This window comes from Bacteroidia bacterium, from assembly GCA_033391075.1.
Taxonomy (GTDB): domain Bacteria; phylum Bacteroidota; class Bacteroidia; order J057; family J057; genus JAWPMV01.
In genome coordinates, this window is sequence record JAWPMV010000001.1 from 4,658,500 (window position 1) to 4,679,387 (window position 20,888).

13 protein-coding genes are annotated in these 20,888 nt (G+C 42.7%); 4 read left to right on the forward strand and 9 right to left on the reverse strand.

Annotation, left to right across the window (positions count from 1 at the left end; genetic code table 11):
* Nucleotides 1-106 precede the first annotated feature (106 nt).
* On the forward strand, nt 107-2,122 hold the full coding sequence (locus R8P61_18595) for a VWA domain-containing protein (protein MDW3649085.1): 2,016 nt from the start codon (nt 107-109) through the stop codon (nt 2,120-2,122).
* Between the two features lie 427 nt (nt 2,123-2,549).
* On the opposite strand, the gene rpsA is transcribed toward R8P61_18595, so the two are convergent.
* Nucleotides 2,550-4,724, reverse strand: a complete 2,175-nt coding sequence (rpsA, locus tag R8P61_18600; GenBank protein MDW3649086.1) for a 30S ribosomal protein S1 — start codon at nt 4,722-4,724, stop codon at nt 2,550-2,552.
* Between the two features lie 340 nt (nt 4,725-5,064).
* On the opposite strand from rpsA, the gene metK reads away from it, so the two are divergent.
* Together metK and R8P61_18610 are read left to right on the forward strand one after the other, a co-directional pair.
* Nucleotides 5,065-6,399 (forward strand): methionine adenosyltransferase, encoded by a 1,335-nt coding sequence (gene metK / locus R8P61_18605; protein ID MDW3649087.1) that lies wholly within the window; start codon nt 5,065-5,067, stop codon nt 6,397-6,399.
* Between the two features lie 82 nt (nt 6,400-6,481).
* Nucleotides 6,482-7,183 carry a hypothetical protein gene (locus R8P61_18610; GenBank protein MDW3649088.1) on the forward strand — a complete coding sequence of 234 codons (702 nt, stop codon included), beginning with the start codon at nt 6,482-6,484 and terminating at the stop codon, nt 7,181-7,183.
* A 5-nt stretch (nt 7,184-7,188) separates the two neighbouring features.
* Here R8P61_18610 and R8P61_18615 read toward each other — a convergent pair whose 3' ends face one another.
* Complete coding sequence (locus R8P61_18615; protein ID MDW3649089.1) at nt 7,189-8,409, reverse strand: WG repeat-containing protein; 1,221 nt, start codon at nt 8,407-8,409, stop codon at nt 7,189-7,191.
* A 110-nt stretch (nt 8,410-8,519) separates the two neighbouring features.
* Nucleotides 8,520-9,884 (reverse strand): DNA repair protein RadA, encoded by a 1,365-nt coding sequence (radA, locus tag R8P61_18620; protein ID MDW3649090.1) that lies wholly within the window; start codon nt 9,882-9,884, stop codon nt 8,520-8,522.
* A gap of 477 nt (nt 9,885-10,361) precedes the next feature.
* Here radA and R8P61_18625 point away from each other — a divergent pair, with 477 nt between their 5' ends.
* Nucleotides 10,362-12,086 carry a GNAT family N-acetyltransferase gene (locus R8P61_18625; protein MDW3649091.1) on the forward strand — a complete coding sequence of 575 codons (1,725 nt, stop codon included), beginning with the start codon at nt 10,362-10,364 and terminating at the stop codon, nt 12,084-12,086.
* Nucleotides 12,087-12,122: 36 nt separating this feature from the next.
* Here R8P61_18625 and R8P61_18630 read toward each other — a convergent pair whose 3' ends face one another.
* The 6 genes from R8P61_18630 to R8P61_18655 all read right to left on the reverse strand — a co-directional run bounded on the left by R8P61_18630 (nt 12,123) and on the right by R8P61_18655 (nt 20,852).
* Nucleotides 12,123-14,129: an Ig-like domain-containing protein gene (locus R8P61_18630; protein MDW3649092.1), complete on the reverse strand. Its 2,007-nt coding sequence runs from the start codon at nt 14,127-14,129 to the stop codon at nt 12,123-12,125.
* A gap of 332 nt (nt 14,130-14,461) precedes the next feature.
* Nucleotides 14,462-15,838: a DUF4407 domain-containing protein gene (locus R8P61_18635; GenBank protein ID MDW3649093.1), complete on the reverse strand. Its 1,377-nt coding sequence runs from the start codon at nt 15,836-15,838 to the stop codon at nt 14,462-14,464.
* Nucleotides 15,839-15,842: 4 nt separating this feature from the next.
* Nucleotides 15,843-17,327, reverse strand: a complete 1,485-nt coding sequence (locus R8P61_18640; protein MDW3649094.1) for a hypothetical protein — start codon at nt 17,325-17,327, stop codon at nt 15,843-15,845.
* Nucleotides 17,328-17,590: 263 nt separating this feature from the next.
* The gene (locus tag R8P61_18645) at nt 17,591-18,781 is read right to left on the reverse strand and encodes an NYN domain-containing protein (GenBank protein ID MDW3649095.1); all 1,191 of its coding nucleotides are present in this window, start codon (nt 18,779-18,781) and stop codon (nt 17,591-17,593) included.
* Nucleotides 18,782-19,006: 225 nt separating this feature from the next.
* Nucleotides 19,007-19,723, reverse strand: a complete 717-nt coding sequence (locus R8P61_18650) for a class I SAM-dependent methyltransferase (GenBank protein MDW3649096.1) — start codon at nt 19,721-19,723, stop codon at nt 19,007-19,009.
* A gap of 25 nt (nt 19,724-19,748) precedes the next feature.
* Nucleotides 19,749-20,852, reverse strand: a complete 1,104-nt coding sequence (locus R8P61_18655; GenBank protein ID MDW3649097.1) for a sterol desaturase family protein — start codon at nt 20,850-20,852, stop codon at nt 19,749-19,751.
* Nucleotides 20,853-20,888 lie beyond the last annotated feature (36 nt).

Sequence of the window (20,888 nt, forward strand, 5' to 3'; positions counted from 1 at the left end):
AATTTTATTCAAGTATATTCGTATTTAACTCATAATTAACATTTTTCCCCGCAACTTTGTCTTCGTTTCTGGTGTATTTATGAGTATAACACATCTTTCCGCGACTATGAGATCCTTATCGATACTTATCCTTGTGATAGCCATCCTGGGCAGCCTCGAATTGCATGCGCAAAAGGGGACCAATATCCTGGATCACAAAGACCGAATCCGGGTCAAAGAAGTTTCTACTTTAAATTCCCGTTACCGCGAGACAAACCTGTCCATTACTCCGGATGGAAAATACCTCTATTTTATGTCTCTGAGAGGAGAGCAAAGATGGTCAAGCAGTTTCATGACCTTTAAAGGTGATTCCGTTTATGATGGAGATATCTGGTTCAGTACCAAAGTCAATGGTCAGTGGCAAAGGCCGCAGGTTCTCCCCTATGGAATCAACACCTTTAGTGGAGAGGATGAACCCCATATTAGTACAGACGGGAATCGTGTGTATTATCAAAGTTGGTATGAGAGCAGGAGTCAGAATACGGGAGGCCCTTATTATGTGGCACAAAGAAATGGTAAATCCTGGTCAACTCCCAAAGGGCTGGGAGGGGGTATCGCCGAGTTTTTCAGCTTTGTCCCGGCCACTGATGGTATGACGATTTCTCCGGATGAAAGACGTTTTATTGTCGCGGCAGGTATGGAGTATGATAAACCCATGGATATTTACATGAGTAAGCGGACGAGCCAGGGTTGGGGATATATGAAACGACTTCCAATAAGTACAGATCGAGACGAACGTTCAGTTTTTCTGGCTTCGGATGGAAAAACCCTCTATTTCGCATCGAATGGATATGGAGGATTCGGAGGTCTGGATATTTTCAAGACCACCCTCAATAGTGATGGAACCATGGGAGAAGTAATTAATATTGGAGAGCCTTTCAATTCTTCCCGGGATGATTATGGATTTATATTGACTGGAGATGGGAAGGAAGCCTACTTTATTCGAGATGGGAATATTCAATTTGCCGATCTTAGAGAGGCAGACGAAAGGATAAAACCTGAGGTACTTATTGTAAATCATACCTTGAAAGGAAGTGTAAAGGACAGCTCCAGCTGGGTAGGATTGAGAGCTACCGTCCAATTGTACAATGCCCGAACCAAACAGTTTGTTCAGCAAATCAAGACCTCCAGCTCAGGAAAGTATTCAATTACCCTGGCGAATAAGGATCGTGTATATGATCAGGTGATTTTGGTAGATGGTTATCCTCCGAAAAAGAGAAGAATCACGATCAAAGCCCTGAGCTATTCTAAAACCATCCCCAGCAATTTCCTCATGGGCAAACCTCAATCCGAGAAACCCCCAATTGCGGAGGCCACAAAACCAAAACCTCAACCAGTCAGACCCAAGCCTCAGCCGAAGCCCAGAGAGCCCAGAGAGCCCATAGCTGAGAAACCCGTAGAGAAAAAACCAAAACCGACTCCCAAACCCATTGAGCAAATGGGAGACTTGAAAGCTTCCGAGCAGAAAATTGCCGAAAAGAAAATAGAAGCTCCTAAGGCGGAAGAAGTTAAGGTTCCCGTTGATCCCTATTCTTTTGAAGGAGTTGCCGAAAATAATCTCATCCTGCTTCTTGACGTATCAGCCTCAATGAAGCGTCCCGACAAACTGCCTTTACTGAAAAAATCTTTTGCTAAAATGCTGGATCATATGCGGGCTGAGGACAGAATTTCGATAATCGTGTACTCGGGGGAGGCTCGGGTAGTTTTGGAAGGAGTTTCTGCTGCCCGTAAACAGACCATAGAGGAAACCATCGACCGTTTGCGGTCATCAGGCAGCACCAAGGGTAAAAATGCCTTAAAGCGAGCCTATAAACTCGCAGAGCAATACTTCATCCCGGGTGGTAACAATCGTATTATCATGGCGACAGACGGTTACTTTGATGTACCGTCCCTATATAGTATTCCTGAGCGTAGTTCCAATCAGGGAGTAGCTCTGACCGTATTCTCTTTTGGGAAGCTCAAGCAAAGCAAAATTGATGAATTGGCAGAACTGGCAGATAAGGGTAAAGGAAACTTTGCCAATATCACCCGCAGTAATGTTGATGAGGCCTTGCTGAAAGAAGCGAAGGCGGTAATGAAGTAACTATTTTTCCAGAAAAGATATCAAAAAAGGGCTGGTGTTGATCAGCCCTTTTTTGATTACAGAGAAAAAACACAGCCTTTGACCAGGCAGAAATTTGAATGCCAGACTAACGCCAGGAGGAGATTTAATGCTAAATGTATTCGAAGCAGCTGATTTGAAATTGAGAATGCCTACACTTTTCCATTCCGGGTAAAACATAGATTCCTCTATAAGTTCGGCGAGACAATAACTTTGTCTTTACTCTCATCTAGCGCTATCTCATTTCAATTCTTTTTGCCAGAGATTTTATATAATCTAGCTAATAAGCAAATGTGAGCAATCCCATATATTTTCATGAGCTGCTCTTAATACAGTTCATACGCTACCTAAAAATAAAAAGGCCTCCCAATGGGAGGCCTTTTTTATTTGCTAAGGATAGAGACTAGCTCTACTCTTCTGCTTTTGCATCATCAGCTGCCTCTTCAGCGGCTTCAGCAACCTCTTCTACTTTCTCCTCAACTACTTCAGCAGCAGCTTCTGCAGTTTCTTCTACGGCAGCTTCTACTACTTCTTCAGCAGCTGGAGCTTCCTCTTCTTTAGGAGCTTCCTCCTCTTTAGGTGCTTCTTCCTTTTTGACAGCTTTCTTCTTCGCTTTCGCCTTTGGCTTTGGAGTATCTTTGTTCTCCTCAGCTTCCATTTGCGCCTTCAATTGAGCCAGAGCGTCGATATCTCCAAGGGTAGTGGTACTCGCTTTGGCTGCAGGAGCTTTTTGCTGAGACTTACCTTTGGCATTAGGACTTTTGGCTTTTTGACGAGACACTTTTGGTTCAGGAACTTCTTCTTCCTTCCAGGTATGCAAGTGAGACATCACCAAACGCTTCGCATCTTTGTTGAATTCAACAACAACAAATTCTGAGCGGTCGTCTGCTTTCAGTTCTTCCTTGCCATCCTCAACTTTGAGGAATTTGGTAGGAACAGTTCCTTCTACACCGTACTCAAGCTCTACAATACCGCCCTTCTTGTCAATACGCTTGATAGTACCTTCGTGCTTGGAACCGAGGGTGAAGATAGAAGCGAAAGTTTCCCAAACGTCTTCGGTGAGCTGCTTGTGTCCAAGGCTCAAACGTCTGTTATCTTTATCAATATCCAGAACCACTACATCGAGATTCTCGTCAACCTTCACATATTCTGAAGGATGCTGGAATTTCTTGGTCCAAGAGAGGTCGGAAATGTGAACAAGTCCGTCAACTCCTTCTTCCAACTCAACAAAGAGTCCGTAGTTGGTCATGTTTCTTACCAAACCAGTGTGCTGGCTGGCAACAGGATATTTAATTTCAATATCTGACCATGGATCTTCTTTAAGCTGCTTGAGTCCGAGAGACATCTTGCGATCTTCGCGGTCGATGTTCAGAACTACAGCTTCAAGCTCCTGACCTTCTTTGAAGGTTTCTCCAGGGTTTTTGATGTGCTGAGACCAGGACATTTCGCTGGTATGAATAAGTCCTTCCACACCGGGAACAACTTCCAGGAATACTCCGTAATCAGCTACAGTAACAACTTTACCCTTGATCTGAGATCCTTCTACCACTGTTTCAGGCAATGAATCCCATGGATGTGGAGTAAGCTGCTTCATACCCAGGCTGATGCGTTTTTTCTCATCATCAAACTCGAGTACAACCACATTGACCTTCTGGTCAAGCTCAAGCACTTCGTCTGGGTGGTTGATACGTCCCCAGGAAATGTCTGTAATGTGCAGAAGTCCATCTACGCCACCCAGGTCGATGAATACACCGAAATTGGTCATGTTTTTCACAGTACCTTCCAGTACCTGACCTTTTTCCAGGTTGGCAAGGATCTCCTTGCGTTGTTCTTCGAGTTTAGCCTCGATAAGGATTTTGTGAGATACAACTACGTTTTCGTAGGCGTGATTGATCTTCACAACTTTGAATTCCATGTTACGCCCAACAAATGCGTCGAAATCACGCACAGGCTTAACATCGATTTGGGATCCAGGCAAGAATGCCTCGATTCCATTAATGTCAACGACGAAACCACCCTTTGTACGTCTCATTACGAGACCATTCAGGATAACATCGCTCTCCATAGACTTGTTGATAAGTTCCCATGAGCGCATGTTTTTGGCACGCTTGCGGGATAGCAACAATTGTCCATTCTGATCTTCCACCTTTTCGATGAAGACTTCTACTTCATCTCCGGCTTTCATTTCAGGGAGGTCGCGAAATTCCGAAATGGGTACAATTCCTTCAGATTTGAATCCGATGTTCAGAACTACTTCTTTGTCACCGATACTTACTACGCTTCCGTTAACGATTTCATTTTCGTTAAACTCGCGGAGAGTACCTGCGTAGAGTTTTTCCAACTCTGCACGTTCTGTAGGTGAATAGTCGTCTTCGTCTTTCCACCAATCATCATCATCATCGTCATCTGAGGATGCTACTTCTACCAATTCTGCCTTTGAGACAGGCTTTTCTTCGGGAGTAGCCTCTTCGGCGGGAGTTTCTGCAGCCGTTTCTGGCTCCGGGGTCGTTGTCTCAGGGGTAGGTTCTACTACCTCTGGAGTTTCCTCGTTATTCACGAGATTCTTGTCGTTTTCTTCTACCATGTCATATAGGTCTCCTTTCTGCCCAGTTTTACTGAGGCGGCTGCAAAGTTAATAATTATTTAGGGTTAATCAATATCTATTGACAAGAAGACGGGCAATTAAGCCTATTTTCGCAAAATGTCCTCAATATTTCTGCTGAAGAAAAGGGAAATTGCTGGTTTTGAAGCAGATGAGAAAAAATAATTGAAAGGATTTCCACACTTTTGACCATTTATCTTACAATTACTCCTCTTCATAAGGAATCTTGGACAATCGGAGATTTTTATGTTTGTATTTATACGACAAGGGATGCAAATTTGGGGGTTAATTAATTTTTCAGGTAAATAACAAACAAAAAAGCATGCCTTATTTATTTACTTCAGAGTCCGTGTCTGAAGGACATCCCGATAAAGTAGCAGATCAAATATCAGATGCGGTTCTCGATGCAATGCTCGCTCAGGACCCTGACTCCCGCGTAGCTTGTGAGACATTAGTTACAACAGGGCAAGTTGTATTAGCTGGAGAGGTTACTACTAAAGCTTTTGTAGATCTTCAGGACGTAGTAAGAAAAACCATCGAAAGGATCGGTTATACATCAGATGAATACCAATTTAGTGCAGCATCTTGCTCCATCATGTCTGCCCTTCATGAGCAGTCCGCTGATATAGCAAGAGGAGTAGATAGTGATGAGGATGCTAATAAGGACCAGGGTGCAGGGGACCAGGGAATGATGTTTGGATATGCAAGCAAAGAGACGAAAGAATATATGCCCATGGCATTGGCTTATTCTCATCGCCTGGTTGAAGAACTCGCACATATCAGAAAGCATGAGGCTCACCTCATGCCTTATCTAAGACCCGACTCTAAATCTCAGGTTACTATAGAGTATGGAGACGATAATCAACCGATTCGGGTACATACGGTAGTTCTCTCAACTCAACACGATGATTTTGTACAGCCTGAAAATGATTCGGCAGCCGCTCAGGTAGCAGCCGATAATGCTATGCTTGCAAAAATTAAAGAAGATGTAGTCAATATCCTCGTTCCTCGTGTGATCGATGCAGATCTGCTCGATGAAAACACCATCTACCACGTAAACCCTACCGGTAAGTTTGTGATTGGTGGGCCACATGGTGATAGTGGACTGACAGGAAGAAAGATCATTGTTGACACCTATGGAGGTAAAGGAGCACATGGAGGAGGAGCTTTCTCTGGAAAAGATTCTTCCAAAGTAGATAGAAGTGCTGCTTATGCTTCTCGCCATATTGCCAAGAATCTTGTTGCAGCAGGTGTTGCAGATGAGATTCTCGTACAATTGGCCTACGCGATTGGAGTTGCAGAACCGGTATCTATCAATATCAATACCTATGGAACCAATAATGTAGACCTGAGTGATGCAGAAATCGCTGAAAGAGTAAAAGCCAATTTCTCATTCACACCGGCTTCTATCGTGAAGCACCTCGGTCTTAAGAATCCTATCTTCTCTGCAACTGCTGCTTACGGACACATGGGTCGTGCCAGCTTTGACAAAGAAGTAGAGACTCGTTATACAGAAATAAAGAAAGAAGGTAATACAGAATCAACCGTTCGTAAAATAGAAATGAAAACGGTAAGTTTCTTCCCCTGGGAGAAACTGGATCTGGTTGAAAAGATCAAAACTGTATTTGCTGCAAATTTTAAGAAAGAACCTGTTTAAGGTTCACGCATGTAAAAAAATCCGATGTGAGATCAATCTTGCATCGGATTTTGCGTATATAAAGAAATCATTGCCAACAATTATGCGATACCCTAAAGTCTTATGCCTGATTTTCCTTTGCAGTATTCTTTTCTATGCCTGCGGAGAGAAGGATAAATCCCAGCAAAATCCACAGGATGAACTGATTTCAGATGCCTTAGAAGATTCTCGATTAGATATAGATGAAGATTGTCCCGGAGGCCTTATGGTTATCTGTAATTCCGGTTTGAGTTTCGCTCCTTTGGGACTAAAGATTGCGGACTTGCATGCCATCGGGATTGAAGAGGTGGAAGAAGCAGATTCGCTGGATTATGAAATGGGTTATGTGAGATTGAATCGAAGTTTTTCTTTCAGCAATGGCTTTATCCTCCTCGAAGGAGATGCCCTGACAGAAGAAGGCGCATCAGCAGAGGAAATTTCGGATAGCAATCTCTCCAGGATAAGAATTGAAGCAAAAGGATTTAAGACACCGGATGGGGTTCATACCGGTATGAGTGTATCAGAACTCAGTGAGCTGTATTCAGATGAAGACTTAAGCGTTCTTTCTTTTGCCAGCTTTGAACAATTCAGAGACAATCCTCGCTATCAGTTTCTCATTCTGAATCCGGAAAAATATCCCAATATCACCTATCTCCTCCCCGATCCGGGAAATCAACTTTTCGAACAATTAGAAAATAAAGAGGATATAAAACTGAGTCAGCTCCCAAAGGAAACCATGATCAGTAGTATCGTAATCAGTGTTTAGCGGAATTAGTTTTCCTGGATATAAATGATATCCCCATCCAGGTTCATGAAGGCATATAAGCCCGCATAATCATTATGGGTAGGACCTAAACGAACCTGAGCCATTCCATTCTTAAAATTGCCGGCCCATAAAAATTCGTATTCTGTAAGCATACTTCCGTCAGGTTCCATATAGCCCCAATATTCTCCCCTCTTAACCGCCGCTACTCCCTCTACGAAGCCTTTGGCATCTTGAAAAACAGGATTGTGCACAAAGTGCCCAAACATATCGATGAATCCCCATTTGGGTCCGCGATTACCAATGATCTGTTTATCAGGATTATATTTTAAGGTATCTGGATTGCTTCCAACTAAAACAGGGGCAAGTCCACTCCCAAAATCTCCGATCTTGTCAAACTGTGCGGTAAACATAAATTTCCCACTGGTATCGATCAGGGCATATTTGATTTCGTCATCATCCTGAATCGATTGCCCCAACATTTTGGGTTTGACTACGGCCAATCCATCTTTAAATTCAGAGACAATCCGGTACATAGGCAGTTCTCGCTCTCCTTTGGTATTATAGATCACTTGCCGGAGATCTTTCCCCATAGCGAGTATCCTCCCTTGTGAGAATTCAACTGGATACACAAACTGAGGTTCAATGATGATTTCTCCCCAATAATTTATATATCCCCAGGAACCATCAATGTAAACTGCAGCAAGTCCTTCTTTAAATCGCCTTGCTGAACGAATGGGATAAGTCTTAATGCTATTATCTTCTTCTTTCTTCCAGGCAGATGCTATATATAAGGTATCTTTTAATTTATCAGCCAGAAATCCGATATAGAACCATCTCCCTTCTTTGTAAACAGGAGCGAGACCTTCTGAAAAAATATAGCCTTCATGCATAGACATCGAAAGATCTCTGAGGTCATAGGGCTTTGCATAGGTAGGGGGAGAGTCGTATACGGGATTTATCAGGAACCTTCCATAAGAATCTACAAAGCCCCACTTCCCATCTGTAGGAAAATGATTGCGATAGCGGGTACCTCCGATATTTACTCCGCCAAATCCTTCTGAAAACTCTGTTGCGTAATCAAATTGCTGTGGAATGGCGATGTTTCCTGATTCATCGATATATCCCCACTGTCCTCCTACGCCTCCCTGCACTGGCCAACGTTGTTCGAAAGGACTTTCCTCTCCTCCCTCGCAAGAAGCCAGTAAAAAAAGCAGCGATATTCCCAAGCAAATCCTGAAATATGTAGAAAGCTGTTCCATATTGTGTGTGAAGCTACTATTATTTTTTAAGGATTTGAGCAGATTTAGTTTCAAAAAATGTACTAAAGCTTTATTTATCAGGAAAATACCGATCGAAAAACCTCCTCCAGCTTGCTTACTCCGATGACTTTTATGTCTTTAAATTGCTTGGCCAAACCGGATGCGGAACTTTTTGCTACGTAAATCTCTTTGAATCCCAACTTTTCAGCTTCTGCTATACGAGGTTCCAATCTGCTCACAGCCCGTATTTCTCCAGATAGCCCAACCTCAGCAGAAAATACCGTTTTGGGACTGATGGATAAGTCGTGTAAAGAGGAAATGACTGAGCATATCAAAGCCAGATCTATGGCAGGATCCTCTACCCTGAGGCCTCCGGTTATATTGATAAAACAATCTTTCTCTGCCATCTTAAAACCAGCCCTTTTTTCCAAAACGGCCAGGAGCATATTGAGCCTGCGCAGGTCAAAACCTGTAGCTGATCTCTGAGCATTTCCATAAGCCATCGGCCCAACGAGTGCCTGGGTTTCAATCAGCAATGGACGCATCCCTTCCATGGTCGCGGCGATGGATACTCCACTAAAATTTTCGTCAAAATCAGAAAGAAAGATTTCTGAAGGATTACTCACCTCTCTTAAGCCATCTGCCAGCATTTCATATATCCCGAGTTCATGTGTGCCTCCAAAGCGATTTTTCACAGAACGGATGATCCGATAACTATTGTGTCGATCTCCTTCAAAGCTCACGACCACATCTACCATATGTTCCAGGACCTTGGGACCAGCCAGGCTACCTTCTTTGGTTATATGGCCAATCAGGAACATGGGGATGTGTAGCTCTTTGGCAACTCGGATCAGTCGAGAAGTACATTCCCGCACCTGTGAAACACTGCCCGGAGCGGAATCCAAATTATCGGTAAAAACCGTCTGAATAGAATCAATGACAATGAGGTCCGGTTGCATATCCTCATAAAATTTGAGAATCTTTTCCAGATGGGTTTCCGAGACTATGTATAATTGATCATTCTCAGCGGGGATACGCTCAGCACGGAGTTTAATCTGCTGCTCGCTTTCCTCCCCACTCACATAGAGAATTTTCCTCCCTTTCAACTGCATAGCGATCTGCAGCATAAGGGTACTTTTGCCAATCCCCGGTTCGCCCCCTAAAAGCGTAACAGAACCCTCCACGATTCCTCCCCCCAGCACTCGATTCATTTCAGCATCAGGGCTGATCATTCTCTTTTCCCCAACAGACTCTATCTCTGCCAGTTTCCGGGGCTTAGAACTTCTACCTGCATGGATTGCTCCTATGCCTTTTTGAGCTTTGGGTTGAGTCAATTCTTCAACCAGGGTACTCCATTGTCCACAGCCACTACATTGGCCGGACCATTTTAAATGAGAGGTGCCACATTCCTGACACACATATACTGTTTTCACCTTTGCCATTGCTGATAAAATTAGCAAATATTGACCTTAAGGGGAAATTTTCGCATAAAAATTTAGCGTTTAGGATGCTTTTGCTAATATCTCTCTGTTTTTTATGAAAAAGTGAGTTCAATCCGGGTAAAAGAAAGTGGATATGTTATGCAGGAAATGACAAAATACTTCGACAGTCCTTATCTATTAACAAAAAAGGTTTAATAGGCCTCACAGAAAAATTACCAATTTCGAAATATTAATACAGTCGAATCAAAAAACCCATTCCCAACAAATAATAGTGATTTCACCCAAACAAAGTAACCACTCAGACCAATATATTTGACTAAGTAGATAAAAACCAATACCCTTAGCATTAGGAATGCGGGTATATTATATACGCAAAAATCCCTCTTTCCTAAACCCACCCATTCGTCGTGAAGAACTAGGTACTGAAACTTCCTTTTCAGTACTGCAGCCTATTTTGAAGTCGCCAAAACGCCAAAGATGCAGACAATTCATATTCTTCATGGATCGAAAGCCCTTGGACTCATAGAGGATAAAAAATTCCTGGAGGAATGGTTGAATTTAGCGGATCATACTCCGGGATTCAGCACATTGCAGGAACCCGATTTTGTACAATGCTGGTACAAACATTATGCTGACTTATTTCAGCCAGTTCTTGGCTTTTCCAGAGATGAGAAAGCTAATCTCCGCGCCTTTGTCCCACTTGCCCTTCACAGGTCTGAAGGATATCTCACGCATGCAGGATCGGTTTATGCAGAATACCATGGATGGTTAGCCCGACCGGAAGACACGACAGAATTCTTCTCAAAGCTTTTGCCCCAACTTAAGGCAGAATTCCCCTTGAAAAAATGGGAATGGCAGTGGATACCGCCTCATGTCTCCTTCGAGCCATTGCTAGGTATTAATTTAAAAGAGCTGGGAATTTATCTGGATTTTGATTGCCAGGAGACTCCGGAATGGAATCTGTTGGATGAGGCCAAGCTCACAAAAACCTGGAAGAGTTCCTCTTTGAAATCAAAAATTCGCCGATTGAAGAAAAGAGGGGTATACAAATTTGAAGTTATTGAAGATCCTCAGAGATTATATGAGGTACTCCAGCTTGCTAAACATCAATGCGACTTCCGCAAAGAAGCCGTAAACAATGTCCGTCCATTTGCGGATGATCCCAGAAATATAGGCTTTTCAAAAGCTATATTGGAAGGCTCGTCTGGCCTTCACAATAGTGCCCTTTGGCTGGATGATCAATTGCTGGCTTTTCATAGTGGCACGACTGATGGAGAAAGGCTATGCCTTGGCATGATCAGTTTTGATCCCACAGAATTCAAATCATCACCAGGTACTATACTACTAGCTGAACTTGCCCGGCATCTCTCAGAAAATGCTTATAAAACCTTTGATATAACTCCCGGGAAAGATGGCTATAAAAATCGCTATGCCAATCATCATACGCCGCTTCGAAAACCGATGGTTTATTTTAGTCGATCTAGCTATCTCAAAGCTCAGCTAACAAAACACATCAAAGGCATGGTCGAGACTGTTCTTGAGCGTTACTTCCCAAAGATCATTGGAGTGCCGCATTTAAAAAGAATAGCTCAGGATCATCTTTCGAGGATTAAGGAATTAAGACTTTCAAGCTTTATTTCATTTATCGGATCTCGTTTTTTTCGCAAGATGGTTTTCCGGATATATCGCATTAAAAACCTTTCTGATGAGCTTGGCCGAAATTTCTCCGAAATAGTAAACAAACAGTCTTACCAGGACCTAATGCTTTATGATGATAAATTCCCTCATCTGAGTCGAAGGAGTCTGCTCATTGAAGCAATGGATAAATTTAAATCCCAGGATAAATTATATAGCATTTCTGAAAATGGACAGCTGCTATCTTATGCATGGATGAAGCAAACCAAAGAAGACAGCACTATTTTTGAAACTCATATCCCGGCAGGAGCCTTTATCTTCCAGGATTTTTACATAAAGGAAGGAAAGACTGGGCAAGATAGTTTTGCAAAACTTATCGCAAGCATGTTAGATGACGCACATAAGGAAAAAGACAAGCAGATTTATCTCCTTATGCGCAAAAACTCCAAACTTAAACCCGGCCTCCTGAATACCGCGCGATTGCACTCCGTGATCGAGGTTAGTAAGATATTTATTCTTACAGCTCTTACTTCCAAAAAAAGAAGACTGCAATCATTCAATACATAATAGAAAAAAGCCTCTGAATTTATCAGAGGCTTTCATTTATTCTATTTGAATTTTTCTAATTCCAGACTCCCGATCTCCTTCATAATAAAAGAAGTACATACCCGGGCTGAGTTGGCTGACATCCACCTGCTCACTGCCACTTTTATCGGCCAGGTCCCATTCTTTTTTGTAAGTCACTTCTCCCAAAAGATTAAGGATACTGATACTGGAAAGCCGCACATCACCAGACCAGCTTAGATTCAATTGATCCTGTACTGGGTTAGGAAATAGCTTTATTTGAATGCCAGGAAGGGCTTCAATTTCGATTTCGACGCTTTTGCTGTATTCGAAAGCACCATCCAAATCTACCTGCTTAAGTCTATAGACTAATTTTCCCCTAACAGAAAAAGGGAGATCAGTATCCTGAAATTGGTAGAAATTCACCTCACTACTTGTTCCTGCAGCTTCTAGCTGGCCGATTTTCGTAAAGATATCTCCCCCATTCATTGACCTTTCTACCTCAAAATGGCTGGCATTCAATTCTGAAGCAGTCGCCCAATCCAATTCTACTCCCTTATCTCCCTCTCGGGCTGTAAAGTCTAACCATTCTACGGGGAAACTACTTCCATTACCATGTACTGTGATAATCACACTGGCTTTGGCCGAACCATCCACATCACTCATATTATAAACGAAGAAGTCAGGACCTACATAATCGGTATTGGGGATGTAGTCATAATCTCCATTGGAATAGAATACTACATTGCCATGCGTTGGAGGCGTATCCAGGCTATAATTGATAACATCTCCATCCGGTTCAAAATCATTAACAATCACGGTTTGCCCGAAGCGACCGGTATTTCTGGGCATGGTGATGGCATCGTCCATAGGAATAGGAGGATTGCCTGTATTGGGGCTGGATTTCACCCTGATGGTAACCAATCCAATATCGCAAAGAGAAGGGCTGGCATCATCACATACTTGATAAGAAAAAAGATCATAGCCAGTAAATCCGGCATTAGGCGTATAGGTGATATTTCCATTTGCCTCATACACTACGCTTCCATAAGAAGGAGCACTATGAGCAGTTGGAGACAGTAAGGCATCTCCATCCTGATCTATATCATTGAAACGAACATCGAGTTCTATGCTGCTTCCTTCCGGAATACAGACAGCATCCAGATTGGCCACTGGAGGATTATTGGTCGGTTGGGTATCGATCACCTCTATATAAACCGTTGCCTGCACACATCTGGCCGGACAATAGGTATCATCACATATTTGATAGGTAAATTCATCTTCCCCGCTGAAGCCCGGATTGGGTACATAAACCATACTTCCATCCGGATTCAAGGCCAGGCTGCCATTGAAGGGACCACCCAGAACATTCAGATCGTAGTTTTGACCCGTTTGCAGGTGATCATTGTTGAAAATGTTCCCCATGACCGGCTGATCTGTCAGGGTATTGAGGAAATCATCTCTTGCCTGGATGAGAAAAAAGATGAAACACTTCCGGACTCGCATATAAACACCTGCCTGATCCAAATCCGCACATACACCAGTACTGTTTATAAGACTGATCAGATCATTGAGATCGTCTTGTCCCGGACTAAAAGAGGATAGGTCTAAATAGTCCGGGCTGGAAGGATCATCCTCATACACTAAATGATGCATGCGATAGACCCCTGCCTGGCTGACACTGAAAATCGGTGAGGAAGAAGAATCGATATAGGCGAGTCCACTTCCTTTGGTCAGAATATACAAGCTCTTATAGCCCGCTGGAATGACAGCATTTCCATTGGAGCTGGCACTTATTTCGACCTGCCCGGCAATCAGGCAGAATTCTCCATTGGCGCAATCAGGGCTCATAGACCCCGCATCTGCTGTACAACTCCTCAAATTTTCCAAAGGTTCAGCAGGAAGACTTAGGGAGAAAGTCAAGAAGAAAAGTAGAAAGTAAAATGGCTTTACAGAACTTTGTGCAATAGTAGGTATTCGTGCAATTTCACAGATCCTGTAAGCGGGAAAAGTAGGTAGTTTTTCCTTGGTGGTTGTAGTTCCCATTGCTTGATACTTAGGTTAAACAGTAAAGCGACATAATTTCTAACATCACCTAAAACGATGGAATAAGGAATTTATTTCCTTTTAGTTCGTCTTAGGAAATGAGTAAATGGGTCGCTAAGTGTCTGTGTATCAATATCCAACAGGGGAACACACAAGTTAAAACAAAAAACTCGTTGTCACCGATTAGAAATTCTCCTTTAAAATCAGTCTATTTTTTCAAAAATACAACATCTGGAAGTTCTTAAAGCTGTATTTGCTACAATCCTCCCTAAAAAAAATGTCCTCTATGCCTGAAAGACAAAGAGGACAAATATCGTTAAGAACTTATTTTGCTACTTGGAAATGGCTTCTTCTTTCTTCGAATGGCCATTTATAGGTGCAGGTTTACTACTTGGAGTCTCTTCTTCAACGCTGCTATTGTTTCTTGCCTGCAACTGCATACTTGCATTGAGGTCGTAATTCATATCAGAGATATGACGGAGAGCTTCTACTTTCTTATGATGCTCAATGCGACTCAATAAGTAGTCATACGGCCCTCTCCTTGTAATCAATTTCACGAATACAGGAGAAGTTTCCAGCAGGATAAACAAGAGTACAATTAGGTTACTCATCCACCAGATCGAAGAATCATCGTCTTTCATTTTCTCCAACACCTGAATTCTGGCAGGAAATCCTTTGCCGTATTTCTGTGCTTTATCCAATGCTCCAGGCAATTCTTTTTCTCTCTGCTCCTCTTTCGAAGCTATCTGATTAGCGATGACCGTACGTTGTCTCTGTAGCATACCGATTTCTTCAGACACACTTTCGGCAAATGCCTCACGTACATCTTTTCTTTTGGCCTCCAGTTCGGTGGCATTTTTCTTGGCATCACTCAGCCGCTTTTTCAAATCTTTATTGATATTATAAAGGCGATTGCTTTGCTCCAGCCATTTACGAGGGAAATCCCATCTTACAAATTTCTTTTCGCCATTGGCATCCGTCTCATATACTTTAGTAGCATATTTATTCCACAGCCAGGTACGTCGCTTTTCATTGGCTTCCATACGAGGGCCATGGATGCGGTACAGACTATCATAGGTAGTCTGGGCTTTGTAGTATTCATTGCTGACTTCTCCAAAATCAAAGGAGGTAGGTTTCCCTTCTTTGAGTTTTTTGTAGCCTTGCCTGATACTATCGACTGCATGCAATTCTTTATACAGAGAATCCAGCCCCAGTTTCTGATCCAGTTTACCTTCTGCTTCGCGTTCGAGGTCCGCAGTATAGGCAAAGAGTTCTGAATTGATCTGGTTGTTGAACAGCTCCACCTCAATAGGTTTTGTGATCACAACGGAAATCAATACTGCCAGGATCATACGAGGCAAGGCCAATCCAATCTCAAACCAGGGTCTTCCTTCTTTTCTGATACTGGAAACAATGTATCTGTCCAGATTAAAGATCAATGCCCCCCACAAGAGGCCAAAGAAGAAGGATACCACTGCATTTTCAACCAGGGTATAAATCGCAAAGGATCCGGAGATAACTGCCATACAAGCAGTCAGGAAGATCGTAGCACCGATCCCCACATATTTTGTGTGTTCGGAGGGAGTAACTTCAAGGATTCGAACATAAGCTCCAGCACATGCAAAGAAAAATCGCTTAACTTTTCCGGGCACCTGCCTCTCATTTATAATCCTGTCGTCATCCGCATAATAAGTAGAAAAATCGCTCATTTTCTCAGGTATTTGACTTTTTGTTACGTTTTCCAAAGAGTTTTTTAAACAAGCCAGAAAGCTCTTCTCTTAGCGTGGCTTTTTCCAGGGACAGCAAGTCTTCAGTAAGGTCCATTTTCTGGGCCCGTTGAATATGGACATCGCGTTTGCGCTGCTTGATATCCTTGCGCAATTGCTTCTCCATTTCCTCGAAGTCTTCTAAATGCATAGGTAAATCGTTGTTTCTTAAATCCGGCGTTTCATCGATTTCCTGCCCATTTTTGACGAGACCATCGTCCAGGGGAATAGGAAAGCGAGTGATGTTGAAGGTTTTTTGCGATTCACCTGAATGCCCTTTAGCATACAAAGTGTAAGTAGTAAAGGCAGCTTCAGGCTTCACTTTGACTTCTCCGGTAATATCTACCTCCCCAATATCCTGGTCGATATAGACCTCAAATGCATTTTCTACATCCCAACTAAGGGTTACAGGTGCTCCTTCTGTTGAAAGCTCAGAATCACCCGCAAAATGCTGGATCTTCGGGGGAGGAAGTTCCAGTTTAATTCGTTTCTCAATCAGTCCGACATGATTGATGGCACGTAAAGTATAGGTAGTGGTCCGATCCGGGAACACCTCTACTTTATTGTCCTCAACTTTACCGGGTGATGGATAAACTTCGACAAGTTCGGTATTGTGTACTTCCCACATGAGGAGGTTCGCTTTACCGAGCCTAATTGTTTGTGTGTCGGCAGTCAGGCTCATGATCTCCGGACGCCGCATGGTCAACTCAATGGAAGCTTTAACCTGGCCACTCCTGTTCTTGGCAATCAGGGTACAAGTCCCAGGTTTTGTCAGATAAGCTTCTGTAAATTCTTTGCCCGAAACATCTCCGATATCCATATTGATTTCGAGATGCTCGGCATTTAATGCTTTCCAACTCAGGATGGTGGGAAAGCCTACGGTCACCTCTTTCTCGGCGGCCTTAAACTGATTGATTTTAGGAGGGGCGAGGGTAACTTTTGTGCTAAGTTGCTTGCTACCCGTCTCATTATAAGCTGTGAGAACATATTCGGTAGTCTCCATGGGCTCCACATCCAGGACCCCGATATTTTCCACCAATTCATTACCCGGATTGATGATGACCTTCTGGGCATTTTCAACCTCCCAGGTCAGGCGTATGGGATTGCCAAACTTTATTGCTCTGCGAGATGCCTTGAAGAGGGCTATGGTAGGCAAAACTCCTCCACAGGATCTGCATTGATTATCTTTCTTATGATTTCTTGTACCGCATTCCAGACACTCCCACTTTACACTTTTCCTGCGACTGGTATTTTTTGTCCGTTTTGTTTTTTTGGCCCTTCTACGAACAGGTTCATCTTCATTGCGTAGTTTATCTTCCAGAATGGTACTTTTTGTGGAATTGCCAACATCTTTACCCCGGACGAAAGTCTTTTCTTCCGGTAGTTCAAACGGGATCTTAGTTTCCGTTGCGGGGTTGGTTTTAGCATTCACAGGTCCAGCCATTGCGCCAGGGTACAAATAATTTTTTTTTGGTAAGACTGGGATATGGGAATATTCATTCATCCGTATTCCCTTAATACCCCAAATATTCAAATCAATATAATTCTTTCGACTTAGCTCGAAGGCCATAGTTTCCCCAACTGGCAGATTTACCGTTTGAAGTGTATAGCTTTTATCAAGGAGAACTTTTAGTCAAAGAATCCTAGACTATAGCTAGAACAAAAACCATGCAAAAGATGAATTTGCGCGACTGATCAATTTTCAAAAAGCAGCTCCAAAATACTGGTATCTTCCAGGTCAGGATACTTGCTTTGGAGAATCTCGCTGATACGCTGAATATAGATCTGATCCAGCTCTTCCGCATTCAAAACCGTGGTTCTGAGTTCAAATTGACGAGATAGTAAAGGGCCGCTTGCCTTTTTTTCGTGTTGCTTAAATGCTCCTCCAGTGAAGAGGGTATTGATGTATTTTTTGATCTCCGTCCGGGCAATTTTTTCTGACACAGTATCCTGAATAAAATCAAACATTTCATTCATTGACATAACCGGCTGTTTTTGGTAAGAAATCCAAAGGGCTTTGGAGATTTTAAACCGATGTTTGGGAGAAGGATTGTACTTGAGTTTTTTGGTAAGAAATTGAGAAGCCTGGTCCTGAGAACAAACTTCTTTTCGGGGAGGAATGTCTATTTTTCCTTCCAGAAAATATACCTTCGGTAGCGTATCTTCTGTCGTATCTACCTTCTCCACCAGATCATTCAAGAGCGAATTCACAAAGGCTTTGAAAGAAGAAAATCCTAAATCTTTTTCAGAGAAAGAAGAGTCTAGTCTCAACAATTGTTGCTTCAGGCGGGCCATCAGAACCGGGCCTTCATCCGTTCGACTTTTGAGAAAGCGAATGACCAGATCCCTTCCGGCACTCTTGTCAATTTCCTCTACCATATCAGAAGAAGGTGATTCCTCTTCGGGTTTGCCTATGAGTTCTTCCAGAGATTTGAATTCCCCGCTATTCCTTTTCACCAACTTTCCTACACTATGCTCAAATCCCATTACAATGACCTTCTTCCCTCTTGCTCTTAAACGCTGAATAAGCGGGATAAAATCAGTATCACCTGATCCGATAATAAAGGTTGAAACCTCTGCATATAATCCCAGATAGTCCATGACATCAATAGCCAAACGAACATCTGAACCATTTTTCCCCTGAGAATTAGTCTCTGGTAAATGAACCAGATCAAAGCCTTGCTCCATCAAACGAGTCTGGTATTGGGAAAACATATCCTTCGACCAGTCCGCATAGGCTTTTTTCAGACATATCACTCCCTTACTGGCAGCAAAGTCCAGTATAGGTTCTATCAACAAGGGCTTGCGTTTTGACGGATAGACTGTATCTGCCGAAATCGCAAGATTTTCAAAGTCTAAATAGACAGCTATGGATGATCCTTCCATTCAATTAAGGTCCTGGGCTAAAGGGTTCTACTAATTAATAAACAGGACAAGTAGCAAGGAAGGTGTGTATAGCACCCTGGGGGTAATCCTCTAGAATGAGCGTATTCTGATGCTATAACGTATGAGTATGCAAATTTAGTTAAAAGCAGCTAAAATTTTCTTTTAAGAGAAGGAATTGCAGCTCCTATCTTACATGCAGAAAGAATTTTTGCGTAATGAATCTATTTATTTCGCCGAACGTACATAATGCATTCTGCGAATTTCGTCCGTATCCTGAAGCTGGAAACCACAGCCAGCAAGGAGATTTAGTATCCTTTCTTTGCTTAAGCGGAGTTTAGGATAGCTACTTACTTTTTGCTTCCAGTTTCCGCCTTCATTTTCGTGTAAAAGATCTGTTACGATTACCTTGTCTTCCTGGTATTCTAAAAAGCAGGTATGTATGCGATTCTCATCAGCCCGTACCGGAATAAATCTTTGTTCTTCTTTCAACTCAAACTGATAATCTCTAAAAGAGCAGATGAATTGACCACCGGAACGAAGGCTTTGGTAAACCATTCGGAACATTTGTTCTAATTCTTCAAAGCTCAAAAGGTGGGCCAAAGTATCTCCCATGCAGACAATCAAGTCAGCTGATGGGGTTTCTTTAAGGTAGGAAAGGATATCACTTTGAAAAAGTTCGATCTGAAGTTCGCCTTTTCTCTTCCCCAGGCTGTCCAGCAATTGTTGATTGAAATCTACTGCTTTCACCTCATAGCCCAAATTTGCCAGAGCTATGCTTTGAAAGCCATGTCCTGAGCCCAGATCAATCGCAATTCCTTTACCAGAGGAAATGCCTTTATCCCGAAAATATTGTTCCTGAGATTCCCGACCAAGCTCAAAATCCCCGGCCATCCATTCGTAAAAATTTCCCAGATGAGAATCGTAATGCTCCTTTACAGACATAATCGTGAATTATGTCTTGAAGATACTAATTCAAATCTTCCGCTTTGAGTTCAACATGCGAATTATCGCAGAAGGGTCCTTTTTTCGTAGCCTTACAATTACAAAGTTTTATGGCACCATCTCTTTTAGCCGTAAACAAGAGAGGCTTATACTTGCTTCCGTGATGAGTTCCATCGCAGAAAGGTTGATTCTTGCTCTTCCCGCACTGACACCAGAGATAGTTTTTCCCTTTCTCCAACTTGACCATAGCGGGTTCCAGGCTTTTGGTACTCTCTTTTGTATAGCCTTTGGACAGTTCACTTTTTGGATCGCTGGATTTTACCAGCGGATAGAAATAAGCCGCAGCCCAGGATTCCTTAGGATCATTCATCAAACCTAGTTCAGAGGGGAATTGCTGGGTAAAAGTCGCTGTTCCAAACATTTGGTCCCAGAGGGAAAACATATTGCCATAGTTGCCATTAGGATCACTTACTCCATCCACCATAGATTTTCCATGATGGGCATGGTGAAAGGCAGGTGTAATGATGATGCGTTGGAGAAAATTGACGACTGGACGAAAGACTTTGCTTTTATACAAAGGCTCATCCCAATGGACAGTACTGTGTGAACCAATGATCACCAATTGTTTTAGGATCAATCCCAGGGCAACAGCTTTAGCTCCCCCCATAAAAACAACAAAAGATAGCCACCAGATATTGGGCATGAGGATGTAATAGAGAGCAGCATTTCGGTAGGAAATGAAAAAACCCATTTCTTCTGCCTGATGATGGGGTCGGTGTAATTTCCATAACCACTCATATTCATGAGCCGAACGATGATACCAGTATTGGAGCACATCATCTATCAGAAGATAGAAGGGTAATATTAACCACATACTGTATTCTGCCAAAATTCCGGCTGCCCCAGGAACGATCAGGTTAGCAAGGAAAGGAATTCCTATGACAACCAGCAAGGGTTTGATAACCAGGGCAAGCATCAGCCAGCCTCCAGCCTCCTGTATCCAGTCAGAGGCCGTTCTTTGGGTTCTGTGAAGATAACCAGAGATGATTTCCAGCATACCAAAAAAAACGAGTATGCCGACGACCATGTAAACATCAAAATTTTCGATTCCGAATAGCGCTTTGTCCATGAGAGTAAATTGCGAGTAATAGTTTACTCAAGGTAC

Bases quoted from the DNA above. Each gene is read 5' to 3' on its own strand.
- R8P61_18595 (MDW3649085.1), top strand. From the start codon at position 107: ATGAGATCCTTATCGATACTTATCCTTGTGATAGCCATCCTGGGCAGC.
- rpsA (MDW3649086.1), bottom strand. From the start codon at position 4,724: ATGGTAGAAGAAAACGACAAGAATCTCGTGAATAACGAGGAAACTCCA.
- metK (MDW3649087.1), top strand. From the start codon at position 5,065: ATGCCTTATTTATTTACTTCAGAGTCCGTGTCTGAAGGACATCCCGAT.
- R8P61_18610 (MDW3649088.1), top strand. From the start codon at position 6,482: ATGCGATACCCTAAAGTCTTATGCCTGATTTTCCTTTGCAGTATTCTT.
- radA (MDW3649090.1), bottom strand. From the start codon at position 9,884: ATGGCAAAGGTGAAAACAGTATATGTGTGTCAGGAATGTGGCACCTCT.
- R8P61_18625 (MDW3649091.1), top strand. From the start codon at position 10,362: ATGCAGACAATTCATATTCTTCATGGATCGAAAGCCCTTGGACTCATA.
- R8P61_18630 (MDW3649092.1), bottom strand. From the start codon at position 14,129: ATGGGAACTACAACCACCAAGGAAAAACTACCTACTTTTCCCGCTTAC.
- R8P61_18635 (MDW3649093.1), bottom strand. From the start codon at position 15,838: ATGAGCGATTTTTCTACTTATTATGCGGATGACGACAGGATTATAAAT.
- R8P61_18645 (MDW3649095.1), bottom strand. From the start codon at position 18,781: ATGGAAGGATCATCCATAGCTGTCTATTTAGACTTTGAAAATCTTGCG.
- R8P61_18650 (MDW3649096.1), bottom strand. From the start codon at position 19,723: ATGTCTGTAAAGGAGCATTACGATTCTCATCTGGGAAATTTTTACGAA.
- R8P61_18655 (MDW3649097.1), bottom strand. From the start codon at position 20,852: ATGGACAAAGCGCTATTCGGAATCGAAAATTTTGATGTTTACATGGTC.